At 71.2% G+C, this 18,822-nt stretch carries 12 protein-coding genes; 8 read left to right on the top strand and 4 right to left on the bottom strand.

Annotated elements, in window-relative coordinates:
• The first annotated feature begins 211 nt into the window (after window positions 1-211).
• Both AB0H32_RS23845 and AB0H32_RS23840 read left to right on the top strand, forming a co-directional pair.
• Entirely contained in the window at window positions 212-1,024 is an 813-nt protein-coding gene (locus AB0H32_RS23845; protein WP_361124055.1) for an SAM-dependent methyltransferase, read from the top strand.
• Window positions 1,021-3,165 (top strand): EAL domain-containing protein, encoded by a 2,145-nt coding sequence (locus AB0H32_RS23840; RefSeq protein ID WP_361124053.1) that lies wholly within the window; start codon window positions 1,021-1,023, stop codon window positions 3,163-3,165. Before AB0H32_RS23845 ends, AB0H32_RS23840 begins: the two co-directional genes overlap by 4 nt.
• Before the next feature lie 149 nt (window positions 3,166-3,314).
• On the opposite strand, the gene AB0H32_RS23835 is transcribed toward AB0H32_RS23840, so the two are convergent.
• The gene (locus AB0H32_RS23835) at window positions 3,315-4,199 is read right to left on the bottom strand and encodes a LysR substrate-binding domain-containing protein (RefSeq protein WP_361124051.1); all 885 of its coding nucleotides are present in this window, start codon (window positions 4,197-4,199) and stop codon (window positions 3,315-3,317) included.
• A gap of 120 nt (window positions 4,200-4,319) precedes the next feature.
• Between AB0H32_RS23835 and AB0H32_RS23830 the strand changes: the two genes are divergently transcribed.
• The 5 genes from AB0H32_RS23830 (at window position 4,320) to AB0H32_RS23810 (ending at window position 9,638) form a co-directional block, all read left to right on the top strand.
• Entirely contained in the window at window positions 4,320-4,991 is a 672-nt protein-coding gene (locus tag AB0H32_RS23830; RefSeq protein ID WP_361124059.1) for a succinate dehydrogenase, read from the top strand.
• A gap of 2 nt (window positions 4,992-4,993) precedes the next feature.
• Window positions 4,994-6,940: a fumarate reductase/succinate dehydrogenase flavoprotein subunit gene (locus AB0H32_RS23825; RefSeq protein WP_361124049.1), complete on the top strand. Its 1,947-nt coding sequence runs from the start codon at window positions 4,994-4,996 to the stop codon at window positions 6,938-6,940.
• The gene (locus AB0H32_RS23820) at window positions 6,937-7,686 is read left to right on the top strand and encodes a succinate dehydrogenase/fumarate reductase iron-sulfur subunit (RefSeq protein ID WP_361124047.1); all 750 of its coding nucleotides are present in this window, start codon (window positions 6,937-6,939) and stop codon (window positions 7,684-7,686) included. Before AB0H32_RS23825 ends, AB0H32_RS23820 begins: the two co-directional genes overlap by 4 nt.
• A gap of 321 nt (window positions 7,687-8,007) precedes the next feature.
• Window positions 8,008-8,802, top strand: coding sequence for a GNAT family N-acyltransferase (locus AB0H32_RS23815; RefSeq protein WP_361124045.1), 795 nt, complete (start codon window positions 8,008-8,010; stop codon window positions 8,800-8,802).
• Window positions 8,802-9,638, top strand: coding sequence for a lysophospholipid acyltransferase family protein (locus AB0H32_RS23810; protein WP_361124043.1), 837 nt, complete (start codon window positions 8,802-8,804; stop codon window positions 9,636-9,638). The genes AB0H32_RS23815 and AB0H32_RS23810 overlap by 1 nt, the downstream gene beginning before the upstream one ends.
• Before the next feature lie 55 nt (window positions 9,639-9,693).
• Here AB0H32_RS23810 and AB0H32_RS23805 read toward each other — a convergent pair whose 3' ends face one another.
• The 3 genes from AB0H32_RS23805 to AB0H32_RS23795 all read right to left on the bottom strand — a co-directional run bounded on the left by AB0H32_RS23805 (window position 9,694) and on the right by AB0H32_RS23795 (window position 16,148).
• A complete protein-coding gene (locus AB0H32_RS23805) occupies window positions 9,694-13,395 on the bottom strand; it encodes a hypothetical protein (RefSeq protein WP_361124041.1) in 3,702 nt (1,233 codons plus the stop codon).
• A gap of 134 nt (window positions 13,396-13,529) precedes the next feature.
• Window positions 13,530-15,860, bottom strand: a complete 2,331-nt coding sequence (locus AB0H32_RS23800) for an excinuclease ABC subunit UvrA (protein WP_361124040.1) — start codon at window positions 15,858-15,860, stop codon at window positions 13,530-13,532.
• Between the two features lie 90 nt (window positions 15,861-15,950).
• Window positions 15,951-16,148 carry an antitoxin gene (locus tag AB0H32_RS23795; RefSeq protein WP_361124038.1) on the bottom strand — a complete coding sequence of 66 codons (198 nt, stop codon included), beginning with the start codon at window positions 16,146-16,148 and terminating at the stop codon, window positions 15,951-15,953.
• A gap of 180 nt (window positions 16,149-16,328) precedes the next feature.
• Here AB0H32_RS23795 and AB0H32_RS23790 point away from each other — a divergent pair, with 180 nt between their 5' ends.
• Window positions 16,329-18,803: an ATP-dependent Clp protease ATP-binding subunit gene (locus tag AB0H32_RS23790; protein ID WP_361124036.1), complete on the top strand. Its 2,475-nt coding sequence runs from the start codon at window positions 16,329-16,331 to the stop codon at window positions 18,801-18,803.
• The last annotated feature ends 19 nt before the right edge of the window (window positions 18,804-18,822 follow it).

The following is an 18,822-nucleotide window of genomic DNA, read 5'->3' as shown; positions in this document are numbered from 1 at the left end:
ACCGCACGGAGGGGGCGGACCGTTTGTGTCACGGGGCCGCGGCCCCGCGGGCCGGCCGTCACGCAGCGGGGTCGAACGGGCACTTGCCGCAGGCAGTGACCGGGAACGGATGGTCAATTTCCGGTTCGGGTCGCTCCTTTGGCGGGCGATCAGTAGCCTCAGCTCGAACACCGGATCGCCTGTCCGTGTCGCCTACGCCTTGGAGAGATACATGGAGCGTCCCGCCTGGGCCCCACGGAGCATCGACATCTCGGTGCCGAGCGTCTCGCGGATCTACGACTACTACCTGGGCGGATCGCACAACTTCGAGGTCGACCGGGAGGCGGCCCGCAAGGCGATGGAGTTCATGCCGGGTCTGCCGAAGATCATGCAGGCCAACCGGGCGTTCATGCGCCGGGCCGTGCGCTTCGCCGCCCAGGAGGGCATCACCCAGTTCCTCGACATCGGCTCCGGCATCCCGACGTTCGGCAACGTCCACGAGGTGGCGCAGGCCGCCGTACCGGGCGCCCGGGTCCTCTACGTCGACCACGACCCGGTGGCCGTTGCGCACAGCCAGGCGGTACTGCAGGGCCACGACGACGCCGACGTGATCGCCGCCGATCTGCGCAAGCCCCAGGAGATCCTCTCCGACCCCGTGCGGGAGCGTCTGATCGACCTGAATCGGCCAGTGGCCCTCCTGCTCGTTGCCATACTGCACTTCGTGGAAGACGCGGACGACCCCTACGGTGCCGTGGCGGAGCTGCGCGAGGCGCTCGCGCCCGGCAGCCTGCTGATCCTGACCCATGCCTCGTACGAGGGAATCCCGTTGGCACCGGAGCGGGCCGAGGGCGCGGTGGACGTATACAGGGACATTCGCAACCCGCTGATCATGCGCTCGCGTGACGAGATCGCGCGGTTCTTCGAGGGGTACGACATGGTGGAACCCGGACTGGTGCAGATGCCCCACTGGCGGCCGGAGTCGGCGCCGGAGGACGAGGATCCCTATGCCTTCTCCGGATTCGCCGGCGTGGGGCGTACGGCGTGAGCGCGGAGCCGGACGGGCCGGAGGGCAGACTGCGCCGTCTGACGACGATCTGGAGCCGGTCGCTCTTCCCGGTCACCTCCACGTCGCGCACCCGGGCGGAGTTCGAGGAGGAACTCCTGCCGCTCGCACGCCGGTTGAGCGTCCTGCTGCGGGCCCGCAGCTTCGACGCCGAGGAGGCGAAGGCGGTCGGTGCCGCCCTGGTCGGGGCGCACTGCACCGATCCCGAGGCGCTCACCCGCACCCTGGACTGCGTCGACGCCTATCTGGTGCTCTACTGCGGCGAGGACGGCCCCCAGGACGAACTGCGCATGCGTTCCTCGCGGTTGCAGCACGCGATGGCCGCCGGGTACGCGCAGGCGCTGCGCGAGCGCACCCTTGCCGAGCAGGAGGCCATCGCCCAGGCCGCGTTGCAGGCCCAGGGCGTCGTGGCACAGGCGCTGCACGCCAGCGAGGCGCGGTTCCGCGCCGTCTTCGAGGGCGCGGCCATAGGCATCGGTATCGCCGATCTGGACGGCAACGTCCTCCAGGTCAACGGTGCGCTGCTGCGCATGTTCGGGCTCTCCGAGCAGACCGTGCGCGGCCGCCGGGTGTTCGACTGGACCCACCCCGAGGACGCTCCCCATACCTGGAAGCTCTACGACGAGCTGGTGCGGGGCGAGCGCGAGCACTACCACGTGGAGAAGGCCTTCAACCGGCCCGACGGCACGGTCCTGTGGACCAACCTGACGGTCTCCCTGCTGCGTGACGCCGACGGCAGCCCGCAGTACCAGCTCGCGCTGATGGAGGACACCACCGAGCGGCGCCTGCTCCACCTCCGGCTGCGCTACGAGGCCACGCACGACGCACTCACCGGACTGCCCAACCGCACGCTGTTCTTCGAGCGCCTGGAGAAGGTGCTCAACGCGGGCGAGGGACAGCGCTTCGGCCTGTGCTACCTCGACCTGGACGGCTTCAAGACCGTCAACGACAGCCTCGGCCACGCGGCCGGTGACCGGCTGCTCGTGGAGGTCGCCGACCGGCTCCAGTCCTGCGCGACCGCGCCCGGCGAGATGGTCGCCCGGCTCGGCGGTGACGAGTTCGTGGCCCTGACCACGGGGCCCGGCACCGAGCGCAAGGTCGACGAACTGGCCGAACGCATCATGAGCGCGCTCATCACCCCGGTCAGCATCGACGGCCGGGACCTGCTGGTGCGCGGCAGCCTCGGCATCGTGGAGGGCCCGGCGGGCGAACGCACCGCCGCGGAGATCCTCCGCAGCGCCGACATCACCATGTACCGGGCGAAGTCGGCGGGCGGCAACCGCTCGGAACTGGCCGACCCCGAGGCCGACGCCCGCGCGATCACCCGGCACGGCCTCACCACCGCCCTGCCGACGGCCCTGGAGCGCGGCGAGTTCTTCATCGAGTACCAGCCCCTGGTGCATCTCGGTGACGGCAGCGTCCGCGGTGCCGAGGCGCTCGTGCGCTGGCTGCACCCGCAGCACGGCGTCCTGGGTCCCGACCGCTTCATCCCGCTCGCCGAGCACACGGGCCTGATCGTCCCGCTCGGCCGCTGGGTCCTGGAGGAGTCCATCCGCCAGGCCCGCGAATGGCGAGAACGCTATGGCGTGGAGACGACCGCAGGGCCCCTGCGCATCAACGTCAACCTGTCGCCCTGCCAGCTCAGCCATCCCGGCCTGGTCCAGGACACGGTGGACATCCTGGAACGCTCGGGCGTCACCCCGGACGCCCTCTGCCTGGAAGTCACCGAGTCGGCGCTGATCGGCGCCGACGACGATCTGCTCAAGCCCCTGCGCCGGCTCGCCGAGATGGGCGTCGACATCGCCCTGGACGACTTCGGCACCGGCTACTCCAACCTCGCCAACCTGCGCCGCCTCCCGGTGAGCATCCTCAAACTGGACCGCTCGTTCACCCAGGGCATGCAGCAGTTCCCGGCCGATCCCGTCGACCTGAAGATCGTCGAGGGCATCGTCTCCCTGGCCCACAGCCTCAACCTCGCGGTGACCGTCGAGGGCGTGGAGACGGGCGCCCAGGCCGAACAGCTCCGCATACTGGGCTGCGACACGGCCCAGGGCTGGTACTACGCGAGGCCGGGCCCACCGGAGAGGCTGCACGATCTGGCCCTGGTGGACGCGGTGGGGTGAGCAGCGGGGGTGTGGGGGCGCAGCCCCGCCACACAGGGGTGCGGGGCTGTGTCGATATGCGGCTCCGCCGCGCGGGCGCGAGCAACCACGAGCGACCCGCACCCCCCCATGGCGCGCTCCCGGCAGACGCAACCGGGAATGAAGCCTCCTCACCGCTCGAGCAGCATCCGCTGCAACTCCCGAGCGGCCCGAGGCGGAGCCACATCGCTGCGGTGAGCGAGCGCAATGGTCCGGTGCAGCCCCGGCCGTGCCAGCGGAGTGACCCGCAGCCCCCGCCCGGCCCGGGTCGCCACCATGCGCGGCACCACGGCGACACCGAGCCCCGCCCGCGCAAAACCCAGCACCGCGTCCATCTCGCCCCCCTCCACGGCGAACTCCGGCTCGAACCCCGCGGAGCGACACGCGGCGACGGTCAGCTCCCTGAGGTCGTAGCCGTGCCGGAACATCACCAGACGCTCGCCCTCCAGGTCCGCGATGCGCACGGCCCGGCTGCCCCGGCCGGGTGCCGGCACCTCGGGTGAGGACACCACCACGAGATCCTCCCGCAGCAGCTCCACCGTCGTCAGCGCGGGTGCGGGCGTCGGCAGCGGCAGCACGACCAGCGCGAGGTCCAGGGCGCCGCGCGCCAGCCCCCGCACGAGGTCGTGCGAGCCGCCCTCCTCGATCAGCAGCCGGATTCCGGGGTAGCGGTCGTGGAAGGCCCGCAGGACGTCGGGCAGCAGGCCCGTGCACAGGCTCGGCGTCGCCCCCAGCCGCACCCGCCCCCGCCGCAGCTGCACCAGTTCCTGCACCTCGTGCCGGGCCGTGTCCGCGTCGGCCAGGATCCGCCGGGCCAGTGGCAGCAGGGCCTCGCCCGCGTCGGTGAGCGTGATGTTGCCCCGGGCGCGCAGGAACAGATCGGCGCCCAGCTCCCGTTCCAGCGCCTTGATCTGCTGGGAGAGCGAGGGCTGGGCGACATGGACCACCTCGGCGGCCCGGGTGAAGTGCCGGGTCTCGGCGACGGCCACGAAGTACTGGAGCTGCTGGAACTGCATCCAGCCAGAATAGCCTCAGCCTATGGAAACGAGCTGGACCATCTCTTGGACCGATCAGGCCGTTCGGCCCTAGCGTTCTGTTCCATGGCTCTGGCAACGCGGACGGACCGACGGCCGTCCATGGCGCGCACGATGTGGGACAGCACCGTCGGCAAGAAGACGGTCATGGCCGTCAGCGGTCTGATCATGCTGCTGTACCTGGTCGTGCACATGATCGGGAACCTGAAGATCTACTTCGGGGCGGGCGAGTTCAACCACTACGCCCACTGGCTGCGCACCATCGGCGAACCGTTCATGCACTACGAGTGGACGCTCTGGCTCATCCGGATCGTCCTGGTCGTCGCCGTGGTCGCCCACGCCACGTCCGCCTACCAGCTCAGCCGCCGTGACATCAAAGCGCGCCCGAGCAAGTACGTGCACAGGAAGCCGCGGGCCAGCTATGCGACCCGGACCATGCGCTGGGGCGGGATCATCCTCGGCCTGTTCATCGTCTGGCACATCCTCGACCTGACCACCGGCACCGTGCACTCCGGCGGCTTCCAGGAGGGCCACCCGTACCAGAACGTGGTCGACACCTTCTCCACCTGGTACGGCGACGTCATCTACATCGTCGCGATGCTCGCGCTCGGCCTGCACGTCCGGCACGGCTTCTGGAGCGCCGCCCAGACCCTCGGCGTCGGCAGCCGCACCCGCGACCGCGCCCTGAAGACCATCGCCAACGTCCTCGCACTGCTGCTCACGGCCGGCTTCGTCGCCGTACCCGTGGGCGTCATGACCGGAGTGGTGAGCTGACCATGACCTACACCCACTACACGACCGGTGAGCCGGTCGTCGACACCAAGGCCCCCTCCGGCCCCGTCCACGAGCGCTGGGACAAGCGCCGCTTCGAGGCCAAGCTGGTCAACCCCGCCAACCGGCGCAAGCACACGATCATCGTGGTGGGCACGGGTCTGGCCGGCGGCGCCGCGGGCGCCACCCTCGCAGAACAGGGCTACCACGTCGTCCAGTTCTGCTACCAGGACTCCCCGCGCCGGGCCCACTCCATCGCCGCACAGGGCGGCATCAACGCGGCGAAGAACTACCGCAACGACGGCGACTCCGTCCACCGTCTCTTCTACGACACCGTCAAGGGCGGCGACTTCCGCGCCCGCGAGTCCAACGTGCACCGCCTCGCCCAGATCTCGGTCGAGATCATCGACCAGTGCGTGGCCCAGGGCGTGCCCTTCGCCCGTGAGTACGGCGGGCTGCTCGACACCCGTTCCTTCGGCGGCGTCCAGGTCTCCCGCACCTTCTACGCCCGCGGCCAGACGGGCCAGCAGCTGCTCCTCGGCGCCTATCAGGCACTCTCCCGGCAGATCGCCGCAGGGAACGTGGAGATGCATCCGCGTACCGAGATGCTCGACCTGATCGTCGTCGACGGGCGGGCCCGCGGCATCGTCGCGCGCGATCTCGTCACCGGGAAGATCTCCACGCACTTCGCGGACGCGGTGGTGCTGGCCTCCGGCGGCTACGGCAACGTCTTCTACCTGTCCACGAACGCCATGAACTCCAACGCGACCGCCGTCTGGCGGGCGCACCGGCGCGGTGCCCACTTCGCCAACCCCTGCTTCACCCAGATCCATCCGACCTGCATCCCGCGCACCGGCGACCACCAGTCCAAGCTGACGCTGATGAGCGAGTCGCTGCGCAACGACGGCCGGATCTGGGTGCCGAAGGCCAAGGGCGACACCCGGCCGCCGCACCGGATCCCCGAGGACGAGCGCGACTACTACCTGGAGCGCATCTACCCCTCCTTCGGCAATCTGGTCCCGCGGGACATCGCCTCCCGTGCCGCGAAGAACGTCTGCGACGAGGGGCGGGGGGTCGGCCCCGGCGGACAGGGCGTCTACCTGGACTTCGCCGACGCGATCCGGCGCATGGGCCGGGCAGCCGTCGAGGCGAAGTACGGCAACCTCTTCGACATGTACCAGCGGATCACCGACGAGGATCCGTACGAGGTGCCGATGCGGATCTACCCGGCCGTGCACTACACGATGGGCGGCCTGTGGGTCGACTACGACCTGCAGACCACCGTCCCCGGCCTGTTCGCGATCGGCGAGGCCAACTTCTCCGACCACGGTGCCAACCGGCTCGGCGCGTCCGCGCTGATGCAGGGCCTGGCCGACGGCTACTTCGTGCTGCCGGCCACCATCAACGACTACCTGGCGCGCAACCCGCACCAGGACGCGGTGACCGACGAACACCCCGTCGTCCAGGAGGCGCTGGCCGAGACCGAGGACCGTCTCAACCTGCTCCTCGCGGTCGACGGCGACCGCACCCCCGACTCCTTCCACCGTGAACTCGGTGAACTCATGTGGGAGTTCTGCGGCATGGCCCGCACCGACTCGGGCCTGCGCAAGGCGCTGGAGCGCATCCCGCAGATCCGCGAGGAGTTCTGGCGGCGCATCAAGGTGCCCGGCACCGGCGAGGAGTTCAACCAGTCGCTGGAGAAGGCCAACCGCATCGTCGACTATCTGGAGCTCGCCGAGCTGATGTGCCTCGACGCGCTGCACCGCGCCGAGTCCTGCGGCGGCCACTTCCGCGAGGAGTCCCAGACGCCGGACGGCGAGGCGGCCCGCAAGGACGAAGAATTCTCCTACGCCGCGGCCTGGGAGTTCACGGGCACCGGCGAGGCGCCCACCCTGCACAAGGAAGACCTGGTCTTCGAGTACGTCCACCCCACCCAGCGGAGCTACGCATGAAGCTCACCCTGCGCGTCTGGCGTCAGAAGAACGCCGACGCCGACGGCGCGATGTCCACGTACGAGGTGGACGGCATCTCGTCCGACATGTCCTTCCTGGAGATGCTGGACGTTCTCAACGAGCAGCTCATCCTCGCCGGGGAGGAGCCCGTCGCGTTCGACCACGACTGCCGCGAGGGGATCTGCGGGGCGTGTTCCCTCGTCATCAACGGCGAGGCGCACGGCCCCGAACGGACCACCACCTGCCAGCTGCACATGCGGTCCTTCGAGGACGGCGACACCATCGACATCGAGCCGTGGCGGGCGGCCGCGTTCCCGGTGATCAGGGATCTGGTGGTCGACCGGTCCGCGTTCGACCGGATCATCCAGGCCGGGGGATACATCACCGCGCCGACGGGGTCCGCGCCGGAGGCGCACTCCACGCCCGTGCCGAAGCCGGATGCCGACTTCGCGTTCGAGCACGCGGAGTGCATCGGCTGCGGGGCGTGCGTGGCCGCGTGTCCGAACGGCGCGGCGATGCTGTTCACCTCCGCCAAGGTCAACCACCTCAATGTGCTGCCCCAGGGGGCGCCCGAGCGGGAGACGCGGGTGCTGGACATGGTGGCGCAGATGGACGCGGAGGGGTTCGGCGGGTGCACGCTGACGGGTGAGTGTGCGACTGCGTGTCCCAAGGGGATCCCGCTGGTGTCCATCACGAGCATGAACAAGGAGTGGCTGCGGGCCAACCGGAAGGTGGGCAAGAGGTAGCGCCGCCACCGGGGTGCGGGGGCGTTGTGGCTGGTCGCGCCCGCGCGGCGGAGCCGCTGTCGATGCAGCCCCGCGCCCCGGCGGGGCGCTTCAGTGAACGTTCGCCGAAGAGTGGCGGACGGGCGGGGCCGGGAGCGGTGCTCCTTCCGGCCCCGTCTGGTTTTCCTGCGACACCCCCACCCACGCCGTTCAACAAGCCCACACCCACTCTCCGGTCCTCGGTCACGTGCAGGCCAACCGGCGTCGGAAGAACAGGACAGGCAGCCCGGACCGACGGTCTGCCGTATCCGCCGACCCCGGCCCGTGACCATGGAGAGAGCCATGACCGGCGTCACCACGCTCGACCGTCCTCCGCAGCCCGAGGCACCCACCCGCTACACCGTCACCCTCGCCCGCGACGAGGCCGACGTCCGTGCCGCGCAGCGGCTGCGGCACGACGTCTTCGCGGGGGAGATGGGCGCTCTGCTGGCCACCCCGCAGCCGGGCCTCGACGTCGACCCCTTCGACGCGTACTGCGACCACCTGCTGGTGAACGACACCGTGACCGGGCAGGTCGTCGGCACCTACCGGCTGCTGCCGCCCGAGCGGGCCGCCGTCGCCGGCCGGCTGTACTCCGAGGGCGAGTTCGACCTCGCCCGGCTCGACGGGATCCGGCCCGGGCTGGTCGAGGTCGGCCGTTCCTGTGTGCACCCCGACCACCGCGACGGCGCGGTCATCGGCCTGATCTGGGCCGGGATAGCCCGCTACATGGTCGACCGGGGCCACGAGTGGCTGGCGGGCTGCTGCTCCGTGCCGCTGGCCGACGGCGGCACGCTGGCCACCGGCACCTGGGAGCGGGTGCGCGCCAAGCACCTGGCGCCCGAGGAGTACCGGGTACGGCCCCTGCTGCCGTGGGTCCCGAACACCGACGTTCCTGCCGGGCACACACCTCATCCCGCGCCCACCCGCACCGAGCTTCCGGCCCTGCTGCGCGGCTACCTGCGGCTCGGCGCCTGGGTGTGCGGTGAGCCCGCGCACGACCCGGACTTCGGGGTCGCCGACCTGTACGTGCTGCTCTCGATGCGCCGGGTCAACCCGCGCTATCTGAAGCACTTCCTCTCCCTCGTGCCGGCCTGATGAGCGTCTGGCTGCCCAGCGCGCCCTGCACTCCGGGCGCCTGTGTGGAGCCGGCCGCGCCCGCCGCGGCCGTACCCCGGGCCGTGCTGCGGATCACCACGGTCGCAGCCCTGGTGCTGGCCGGGATCATGCTGTCCCCACTCGGCGGGAGGATCCCCGCCGAGTGGGTCAGGCGGTGGTGCCGGACGATCGTGCGGGCCATGGGGGTCCGGGTGCGCTTCACCGGCACCCCCGCACCCGACGGCGGGCTGCTGCTGGTCGCCAATCACGTCTCGTGGCTGGACATCCCGTTGCTGGCCGCCGTACGCCCTGCCCGGATGCTCGCCAAGACCGAGGTCCGGCAGTGGCCCGTGGCGGGGGCGCTGGCCGCACGCGGCGGGGCACTGTTCATCGAGCGCGACCGGCTGCGCGCCCTGCCCGGCACGGTCGCCCGGATCGCCGCCGCCATGGCCGAGGGCGCGGCCGTGGTCGCCTTTCCCGAGGGCAGCACCTGGTGCGGGCGGGCGCACGGCCGCTTCCACCGGGCCGTCTTCCAGGCCGCGCTGGACGCGGGTGTGCCGGTGCAGCCGGTCCGGCTGCGCTACCGGCAGGAGGGCAAAGGGGCCGCGAGCACCGCGGCCGCGTTCGTCGGCGAGGACACCCTGCTCGCCTCCCTGTGGCGGGTTGCCCGCGCGCGCAATCTGGTGGCCGAGGTGGACATACGCCCGGTGATACCGCCCGGTGCCCATCCCGACCGCCGGGCCCTCGCCCGTGCCGCCCAGCCGACCACGGACGAACCGAGCTGGACACACACGGCGCTGGTCTCCGTCACCGGTCCTTCTCCACATGCGGCGTGAGCAGGTCCACGCCGTGGCCGTGGCCGGGTCGGTCACGGGCCGGCGCAGAGGGGAGTCACCGCCGCCGCTGACTTCGTGAACGCCTGTTCGTCTTCTTGGGCTGTGTGCGTGCGGTCGTGGGCGGGCTGTGCCGGCCTTCCGAGGCGGTGTCCGGCTGCACGCGTACGGACACGAGTGCCGCAGCGAGGAGACCCTTCCCGCCGACGTCGGCCAGCCGCTCGGCGAGGAGAGCGGGTGACGAGACCAGCCGGTGGTGTGCGGCGCCGTCGTGCAGGTCGAAGCCGAAGCCGTAGTAGACGATGACGGTCTGCCGGGTACGCGCGGCCTTGAGCCACTGGCCGGACGCGCGCACGCCGGCGCGGGCCAGAACCGTACCGTCCTCGTGCTCCAGAACGAGTTCCTGGCCGGTCAGCGTCAGGGAGATGTGCGTGGCCGAGGGAACGCTGGAGTGTTCTCCGAACAGGCGCCGGAAACCCTTGCCGCACGCGCGATGGATCTGCAGCTCGGTCGTCTTGCCGGACGCGGTGGAGGTGGCACCCAGCATGGTGTCCGGTTCGAGGAACGCCAGGGCGCGGGGACCGGGGACGATGCGGCGCAGCTCCGGGAGCATCACCTCGACGTTGGAGGTTCCCGCCAGAGCGGAGTAGGCAGGGTCGGAGGACACGACCAGGTGCCCGCGGCACCGGGCCGCTTCGTACGCGTCGCGGATCACGGGGTCCGCGAGGAGTTGCTCGCCGGCGGTGGTGATGACGGCTTCGCTCTGAGCCTGGTGGCTGCGGTGCGCGGCCTCTCCGAACATGATCGACAGGCGTGGCAGGAGCCCCTGGTAGATGCGCTCCCACACGTCGGCCGGGTCGTAGGGATCGGTGAACGTCTTGTCCGTCAGCTGCCGCATCAGATGCAGCGGAGCGGAGCCCGCCCGGTCCGAGCTGCACGCCAGCCACATGCCGTGGACCACCTGAAGCAGCAGGAATCGCGCGTGGTCCGTCGCCGTTTCCAGCGCCGGGCTCTCGTCGATGCCCGTCTCCTCCAGCAGCCGGCCGAGGAACTCGACCGCCTGTCGGTCACCCGTGGTCACCCACTGCCATGCGGCGGCGCAGCCGGCGTTGTGCACGAGGCGGTGCACGGAGAACCCGTGCAGCGTACGAGGTCCGGCGTAGGGCAGGAAGTCGGACAGTGCGGCGTTGGCCTCCTGCCACTTGTCCTGCCGGACGTACGCCTCGACGAGCAGGCGTTTCAATTCGGCGGCGGACACCGTCCAGGGGCTGGTGGTGGCAAGCGCCGCGGTCGCGGCGTGTTCGGCGCGCTCGCCGTCGCCCTCGCTCAGCAGGTCCGAAATGTTCATGAGGTCGCGCGCGGCCTGGGACTTCACCGTGTCCGCTGCGGCATCCGTCACCGGTGCGAGCGCCTCCAGGAGGTCGGCGAGTCCCGCGTGGTGGGCCATGCGCAACTGGGTCTGCACCACGAGCCTCGTACCGGTGGCCAGATCGATCGCGTCCGGCGCCGGCGGCGTGGGCAGGGTGAGCAGGTACGTCAGCACCCTGCCCACGTGGTCGGCCATGCGGTCGCCCGCGTCGGCGGGCTGGCGCAGCTGTACGACATGGGCCAGCAGGTATTCGACCTGGGCGGTCACACCAGGATCGGGATCCCCTGCCTGGGCGAGCCGTACCCGTTCCTGTGCCAGCAGCCGTTCGGCCGTCTCGTACCGGCCGTGTGCGAGGTGGAACGCCGCGAGATTCCCCATGAGCAGGCAGGTGCGGAGGTCCGCGATGCCGGCGTCCTCGATGTGTCCGACCAGGGCGGTGGCGTGCTGGGAAAGTTCCCACGCGCGTTCTGCATGGCCGGCCTCGATCGCGCCGAGGAGCCATCTGTCGGTATGACCGGCCGCCTGCGGGAGGGCCCGGGACGCCGTTCGTGAGAGCTGAAGGTGCCGGGCGAGGACCTCCTGCAGCACCGCGTTCATCGAGACGGTGTCCTCGCTGCCCGCAAAGGGCTCGTGGCGGGCGGGCAGCGGTTCGTCGTGGCGCACCAGAGAGACGTTGGTCAGCTCACGGAACACCTCCCGGACCGGATGCTCGGCCTCGTCGAACACCAGCCGGCCCGGAGACGGCGGCAGCTGATCGGTGCCGACGAGTGCGCACGCCAGAGCCAGGTGAACGGGTGCACGACGCGGAGCCAGCCGGCACAGAGCCGCCAGAGCGGCCAGTGTGGGTTCCGCGAGATCCCTGGTGCGGGCGCTGTCCACCAGTCGTTCCACACTGAGTGCGACGGCGGCGGCCAGGGTGCGGGGATAGCCCGGCGGAACCGCTTCCTCGTCGTCGGCGGCCCTGCGCAGCAGCGTGTCGGCATAGGCGCCCAGCCGCTCCACTCCGACACGGCAGCTGACGAGATAGCCACAGGCCACTTCGATGGCCAGCGGCCAGCACTCCAGCGTCTGCGTCAAGTGCTCCACCGTCTCGGCATGTTGCGCCGCCTCGCTGTCCGACAGCCCCAGGCGCAACCGCGTCAGCTCCACCGCCTGATCGCCGCGCATGGCGCCCAGCTCGACAAGGCCGCGGGCCTCACGCCAGTTGCCGCCCAGTGATGTCACGACGACCGCACCGCGTCCCCGGCGGGGCACCCAGGCCCGGGCGGTCCTGGCCGTCGCGTCGTCGAGCACCATCAGCCATGGCCCGGGCAGCGACTGGAGCTGAGCATGCACCCGCTCACGCAGCAGTCGCGGGTCCGTGACCTCCACCGGCTCGCCCGCCCCGGTCAGATGGCCCAGCACCCGGGCGAACGACGAGATCAGTGCCTCCTCCGTCTCCGCCTCGACCCAGAAGACGGCGTCATATCGAAAGGCATGCTCTGCGACGTACGCAGCGGCCAGGCTCGACTTGCCCAGTCCCGACAGGCCGGTGATCACACACACCGGCACGCTGCCGGAGTCCTCGGCGGACGGGGTGACCAGTGCCTCGACCCGGCCGAGCAGGTCCGGCCGCGCCACCTCGGGAACCCTTGGCACCGGCCCGTACAGCAAACCGAAGTCCTGTCGCCCCACGGCGGCGAACAGCTCCTCGTCCTCCGTCAGCAGCAACCGCCGGAAGTCGTCCACCGGCCAGTGGGCCAGGCCGGGATCGGCCGCTCGGCGCATGACCTCGGCCACGAGGTACCCCAGTACGAAGCCGCCGGACCTGCTGGACAGGCCAAGACCGCCTTGCCCCCGCCGACTTCGCAGCACATCGTTGAGTTCCTCACGCAGCTGCGCCTCACTGCGCGGATCGAACTCGACACGTGCCCGGCCCAACCGCTCCCACTGCTGTGCCGACAGTGCCCTGCACAGCCCCCAGGCGGCCGGGGACCGCTCCAGCAGCGTCTCGATCTCTCTCTGCAGAACGGGGATGTCGCAGCCGTGCCGCCGCAGTATCTGCGCAAGCCGCAGGCACTTCTCGTCGGGTGAGGCCGACGTGATCAACCGGTATTCGCGGGCGTCGAATCCGGTGACGAGGTGCACCAGCACCGCCACGGCCTCTCGGGCCCGCACCGTACGCGTCGGGCCCGCGCTCTTGACCTGCACCGCCATCAACGAGTTGCCGTCCCGGTCGACCAGGTCGAAGTCGACGCAATCCGCATGGGCGACCGTGGCCGGATCCGCGGGTCCCTCTACGCGGCACGCGGCGACGGGGCCTTGGCCGAGCCCGGCCAGCAGCGCCTCCACGGTGCGCAAGTACTGGTACTGAAACCCGCGAGCAGCGATCCGGCCGCCGTCGACCACCATGCGTCCCTCCCCGATTCACAACTGGTCGATCATCAGGTTAGAGAGAGCCACTGACAACGGCTTGTCCCCCAGGGCGTGTTGCCCGGGTGCGTACGGCCGGCATCCCGCGAATCCCGAAGCACACCCGAGGAACGTCAGGGCATGACCCGCGCCAGATAGGGCGCCGTCGTGCTGCTCTCCGCCCGTGCCACCCGCTGCGGGGGCCCGGCCGCGACGATGCGGCCGCCCCGGTCGCCGCCGCCTGGGCCCAGGTCGATCACCCAGTCCGCCTCGGCGACCACCGTCATGTCGTGCTCGACCACGACGACCGTGTGACCGGCCTCGACGAGCCCGTGCAGCCGGTCCATCAGCACCTCGACGTCGGCCGGGTGCAGCCCGGTCGTCGGCTCGTCCAGCAGGTAGAGGGTGTGGGCGCGGCGGCCGCGCTGCAGCTCGCTCGCCAGCTTGATGCGCTGGGCCTCACCTCCGGACAGCTCGGTCGCGGGCTGGCCCAGGCGCAGATAGCCGAGCCCCACGTCCACGAGCGTGCCCAGGCTGCGGGCCACGGCCGGGGTGTCGGCGAAGAACCCGGCGGCCTCCTCGACGGTGAGGTCCAGGACCCCGGCGATGTTCCGTCCCCGGTACGTCACCTGGAGCGTCTCGGGGTTGTAGCGGGCGCCGCCGCACTCCGGGCACGGCGCGTAGGTGCTCGGCAGGAACAGCAGCTCGACGCTGACGAACCCCTCGCCCTGGCAGGTCTCGCAGCGACCTCCCGCCACGTTGAAGGAGAAACGCCCGACCCCGTAACCGCGCTCCTGTGCCACCTCGGTGGCGGAGAACACCTTCCGTACGACGTCGAACAGGCCCGTGTAGGTGGCCAGGTTGGAGCGCGGAGTGCGCCCGATCGGCCTCTGGTCCACCCGGACCAGACGGCCCACCCCGTCCAGGTCCTCGGTCAGCTCGCCGATGAGCGTGGACTTCCCGGAACCGGAGACCCCGGTGACGGCGGTGAACGTGCCGAGCGGGAACCGGGCCGTCACCGCGCGCAGGTTGTGCCGCGTCACGGGGCCCACCGTCAGCCAGCCCCGCGGCTCGCGCACCTCGCGTGCCGGGCCCGGCGCCTCGTCGAAGAGATGGCGGGCCGTGGCCGACTCCGCGACCGAGGCCAGTTCGGCGACCGGGCCGCTGTACAGCACCCGCCCGCCGTGCTCGCCCGCGCCGGGACCCACGTCCACCAGCCAGTCGGCGCCGCGCACCACCTCCAGGTGGTGTTCCACCACGAACACCGAGTTGCCGGCCGCCTTCAGCCGGTCCAGCACCGTGAGCAGGGCCTCGGTGTCCGCGGGGTGCAGTCCCGCCGACGGCTCGTCCAGCACGTACACCACACCGAACAGCCCCGAGCGCAACTGGGTGGCCAGCCGCAGCCGTTGCAGCTCGCCCGCCGACAGGGTGGGGGCGGCCCGGTCCAGGCTGAGATAGCCGAGGCCCAGCTCCACGACCGGCGCGATCCGGGACCTGAGGTCCTCGGTGAGGACACGTGCGGTCTCCGAGCCGCCGTGCAGCACCGGGGCCAGGTCGGTCAGCGGCAGCGCGGCCAGTTCGGCGATGGTCCGGCCGCCGAAGGTCACCGCCAGCGCCTCGGGCCGGAGCCTGCTGCCGCCGCACACCGGGCAGGGCGCGCCGGTCAGGAAGCGCTCCGCCTTCGCCCGCAGCGTGGCGGACTTGGTGTCGGAGAACGTCTTCATCACATACCGGTGCGCGCTCATGTACGTGCCCTGGTAGGGCCGTTGGATCCGGTCGGCGTCCCGGACCGGATGGACGGTGACGACCGGCTGCTCGTCCGTGAACAGGATCCATTCCCGCTGCTCGGCGGGCAGTTCGCGCCAGGGCCGGTCCACGTCGTACCCGAGCGTGTCGAGGATGTCGCGCAGGTTCTTGCCCTGCCAGGCACCCGGCCAGGCGGCGATCGCGCCCTCGCGGACCGACAGCGAGGGGTCGGGGACCAGCAGTTCCTCGGTGGTGCGGTGCACCTGGCCGAGGCCGTGGCACTCCGGGCAGGCGCCGGCCGCCGTATTGGGGGAGAACGCGTCCGAGTCGAGCCGCTCGGCGCCGGGAGGGTAGTCACCGGCGCGTGAGAACAGCATGCGCAGGGAGTTGGAGAGGTTGGTGACCGTGCCCACCGAGGAGCGCGAGGTCGGGGACGAACGGCGCTGCTGCAGGGAGACCGCGGGCGGCAGACCGGTGATCTCACCGACCTTCGGCGCCCCGACCTGGTGGATCAGCCTGCGCGCGTACGGCGCGACCGACTCGAAGTAGCGCCGCTGCGCCTCCGCGTACACGGTGCCGAAGGCCAGGGACGACTTCCCCGAGCCGGACACGCCGGTGAACACGGCCAGGACGTCCCGGGGGATGTCCACGTCGACGCCCTTGAGGTTGTGCTCGCGGGCGCCGCGGACGCGGACGTACGGATCATGGGGGCTGTGCATCGGGGGGAACTCCGTACGGGGCCTGCCGGGCGGGGACAAACCCCGCGATTCTAGCCAGGGGCCGTACGGCGGCAGGGGCCGCCCCCGCTGCTACTGCTGCGGAGGCCGGTTCGGGTCCTGCGGCCTGGTGCCCAGCTCGTCCCGCAGCTTGTCCTGGGCGGTGTCGACCTGCGACTTGTACTTGTTGCCGGTGCGCTGGTCGACGTAGTCGCCGCCCTTGTCGATGCCCTTGTCGGCCATGTCTTCGTGGCCTTTGAGCATGCCCTTGATCTTGTCCATGAAGGACATGGCAGCCCTCCTCGTCACTTGAGGCTTCCACTCCCAGCGTCTCCGGTACGGGCCCGGTTCGCATCTTGTGCCCCGGAGCCCGCGCCGGTGCAGGGATGGGCTGTTTGTGCCAGTTTGGGTACACGGGCGCCGGCCCTGCCCGACACGGACGCCTGCCCGCCTCCAGAAAGGCCCGCCCCCATGAGCACTCCAGGTTTCGGCTTCGGACGCAGCCCGTTCGAGGAGTTCGACGAGTTGATGTCCCGGTTCTTCGGCGGCGGGCCGGCCGCGTCCGCCCGTCGGCCCCAGCGCGTCGACATCGGCAGTCTGCTCTCCGAACGGGCCCGTGACCTGGTGGCCGAAGCCCGGGACATCGCGGCCGCCGAGGGCAGCGAGGAACTCGACGCCCGGCACCTGCTCGCCGCCGCCACCTACAACGACTCCACCCGGCGGCTGCTCACCGAGGCGGGCGCCGACCCGGACCGCATCCGCGAGCAGCTCGGCACCGGCACCGGAGGCGGGGAGAAGACCGATCCCACCACGCTCACCCCGTCCGCCAAGCGCGCCCTGCTCGACGCCTACCAGATCTCCCGTGCCGAGGGCGACTCGTACATCGGCCCCGGCCATCTGCTGCGGGCGCTCGCCGCCAACCCGGAGTCGGCGGCCGGGCAGACGCTCGGCGAGGGCGGCTGGGAGCCGGCCAGGCTGCCCGTCGAGGGAGCGGGCGAGCGGAAGAAGCCCAGCAGCACGCCGACCGTGGACGAGTACGGCCGCGACCTCACCGAGGACGCCCGGGCCGGCCGCCTGGACCCGGTGATCGGGCGCGACGAGGAGGTCGAGCAGACCATCGAGGTCCTCTCCCGGCGCAGCAAGAACAACCCCGTCCTGATCGGCGACCCCGGCGTCGGCAAGACGGCCGTGGTCGAGGGCATCGCCCAGCGCATCGTCGCCGGTGACGTGCCCAAGACCCTGGAGGGCAAGCGGCTGGTCTCGCTGGACCTGGCGGGCCTGGTGGCGGGCACCAAGTACCGGGGCGAGTTCGAGGAGAGGCTGAAGAAGCTGCTGGACGAGGTGGGCGAGCACGGTGACGAACTGGTGCTGTTCCTGGACGAGCTGCACACCGTCGTCGGAGCCGGGGGCGGCGGCGACGGCGCCCTGGACGCGGGCAACATGCTCAAGCCGCCGCTGGCCCGCGGCGAGCTGCATCTGATCGGCGCGACGACCGTGGACGAGTACCGCAGGCACATCGAGAAGGACGCCGCCCTGGAACGCCGCTTCGCCCCGATCCTGGTCGGCGAGCCCACCGTGGACGACACCATCGAGATCCTGCGCGGCCTGCGCGACCGGTACGAGGCCCACCACCAGGTCCGCATCACCGACGAGGCGGTCGTCGCCGCGGCCGAGCTGTCCGACCGGTACATCACCTCCCGCTTCCTGCCCGACAAGGCCATCGACCTGATGGACCAGGCCGCTGCCCGGGTCCGGCTGCGGGCCAAGACGCCCCAGGCGGACACCCGCGAGACCGAGGACCGCATTGCCGCCCTGAACAGGGAGAAGGACCAGGCGGTCGCCGACGAGGAGTACGAGCGCGCCAAGGACCTGCGCGACCGGATCAGGGAGGCCGAGGCCGAGCTGGCCGCGGCGGGCAAGGCGGAGGACCACGCCCCGAAGGTCACCGCCGAGGACATCGCCCAGGTGGTCTCCCGGACCACCGGCATCCCGGTGTCGCAGCTCACCGAGGAGGAGCGGGAGCGCCTGATGAAGCTGGAGGAGCACCTGCACGAGCGGGTCGTGGGCCAGGACGAGGCGATCACCGCCGTCGCCCGCGCGGTACGCCGCGCCCGCGCCGGCATGAGCGATCCCAACCGGCCCATCGGCAGCTTCCTCTTCCTCGGCCCGACCGGCGTCGGCAAGACCGAACTGGCCCGTGCCCTGGCGGCCGCCCTCTTCGGCGACGAGAGCCGCATGATCCGCCTGGACATGAGCGAGTTCCAGGAGCGGCACACGGTCTCCCGCCTGGTCGGGGCGCCTCCCGGATACGTCGGCCACGAGGAGGCCGGCCAGCTCACCGAGGCGGTGCGCAGGCAGCCGTACACCGTCCTGCTGCTGGACGAGGTGGAGAAGGCGCACCCGGACGTCTTCAACACCCTGCTCCAGCTCCTGGACGACGGGCGGCTCACCGACTCCCAGGGCCGCACGGTCGACTTCAAGAACACCGTCGTCATCATGACGTCGAACATCGGCGCGGACCGCATCCTGGCTGCCGGCACCGAGGACTACGCCAAGGTCCGCGACGCCGTCATGCCCGCCCTCCAGCAGCACTTCCGGCCGGAGTTCCTCAACCGCATCGACGAGATCATCGTCTTCCGCGGCCTGGACCGTACCCAGCTGCGCCAGATCGTCGACCTGCTGCTGGAGCACACGCGGCGCCGCCTGCACGCCCAGGACGTCACGATGGAGGTCACCGACGCGGCCGCCGAACTGCTCTCGAACCTCGGCTACCAGCCCGACTTCGGCGCCCGCCCGCTGCGCCGCACCATCCAGCGCGAGGTGGACGACCGCCTCGCCGACCTGCTGCTCTCCGGCGAGCTGGGGCCGGGCGACCGGGCGGTGGTGGACGCGGCCGACGGCTCCGTGGTGATCCGCGCGGACAAGCCGGCCGGGGTGGAGGGCTGAGCCGCCCGGCCGCGGGGCG

This window comes from Streptomyces sp. NPDC020362 (assembly GCF_040642095.1).
Lineage (GTDB): Bacteria > Actinomycetota > Actinomycetes > Streptomycetales > Streptomycetaceae > Streptomyces.
The sequence above is the reverse complement of the archived record's forward strand: the minus strand, read 5'-3'. Positions and strand labels throughout refer to the sequence as shown.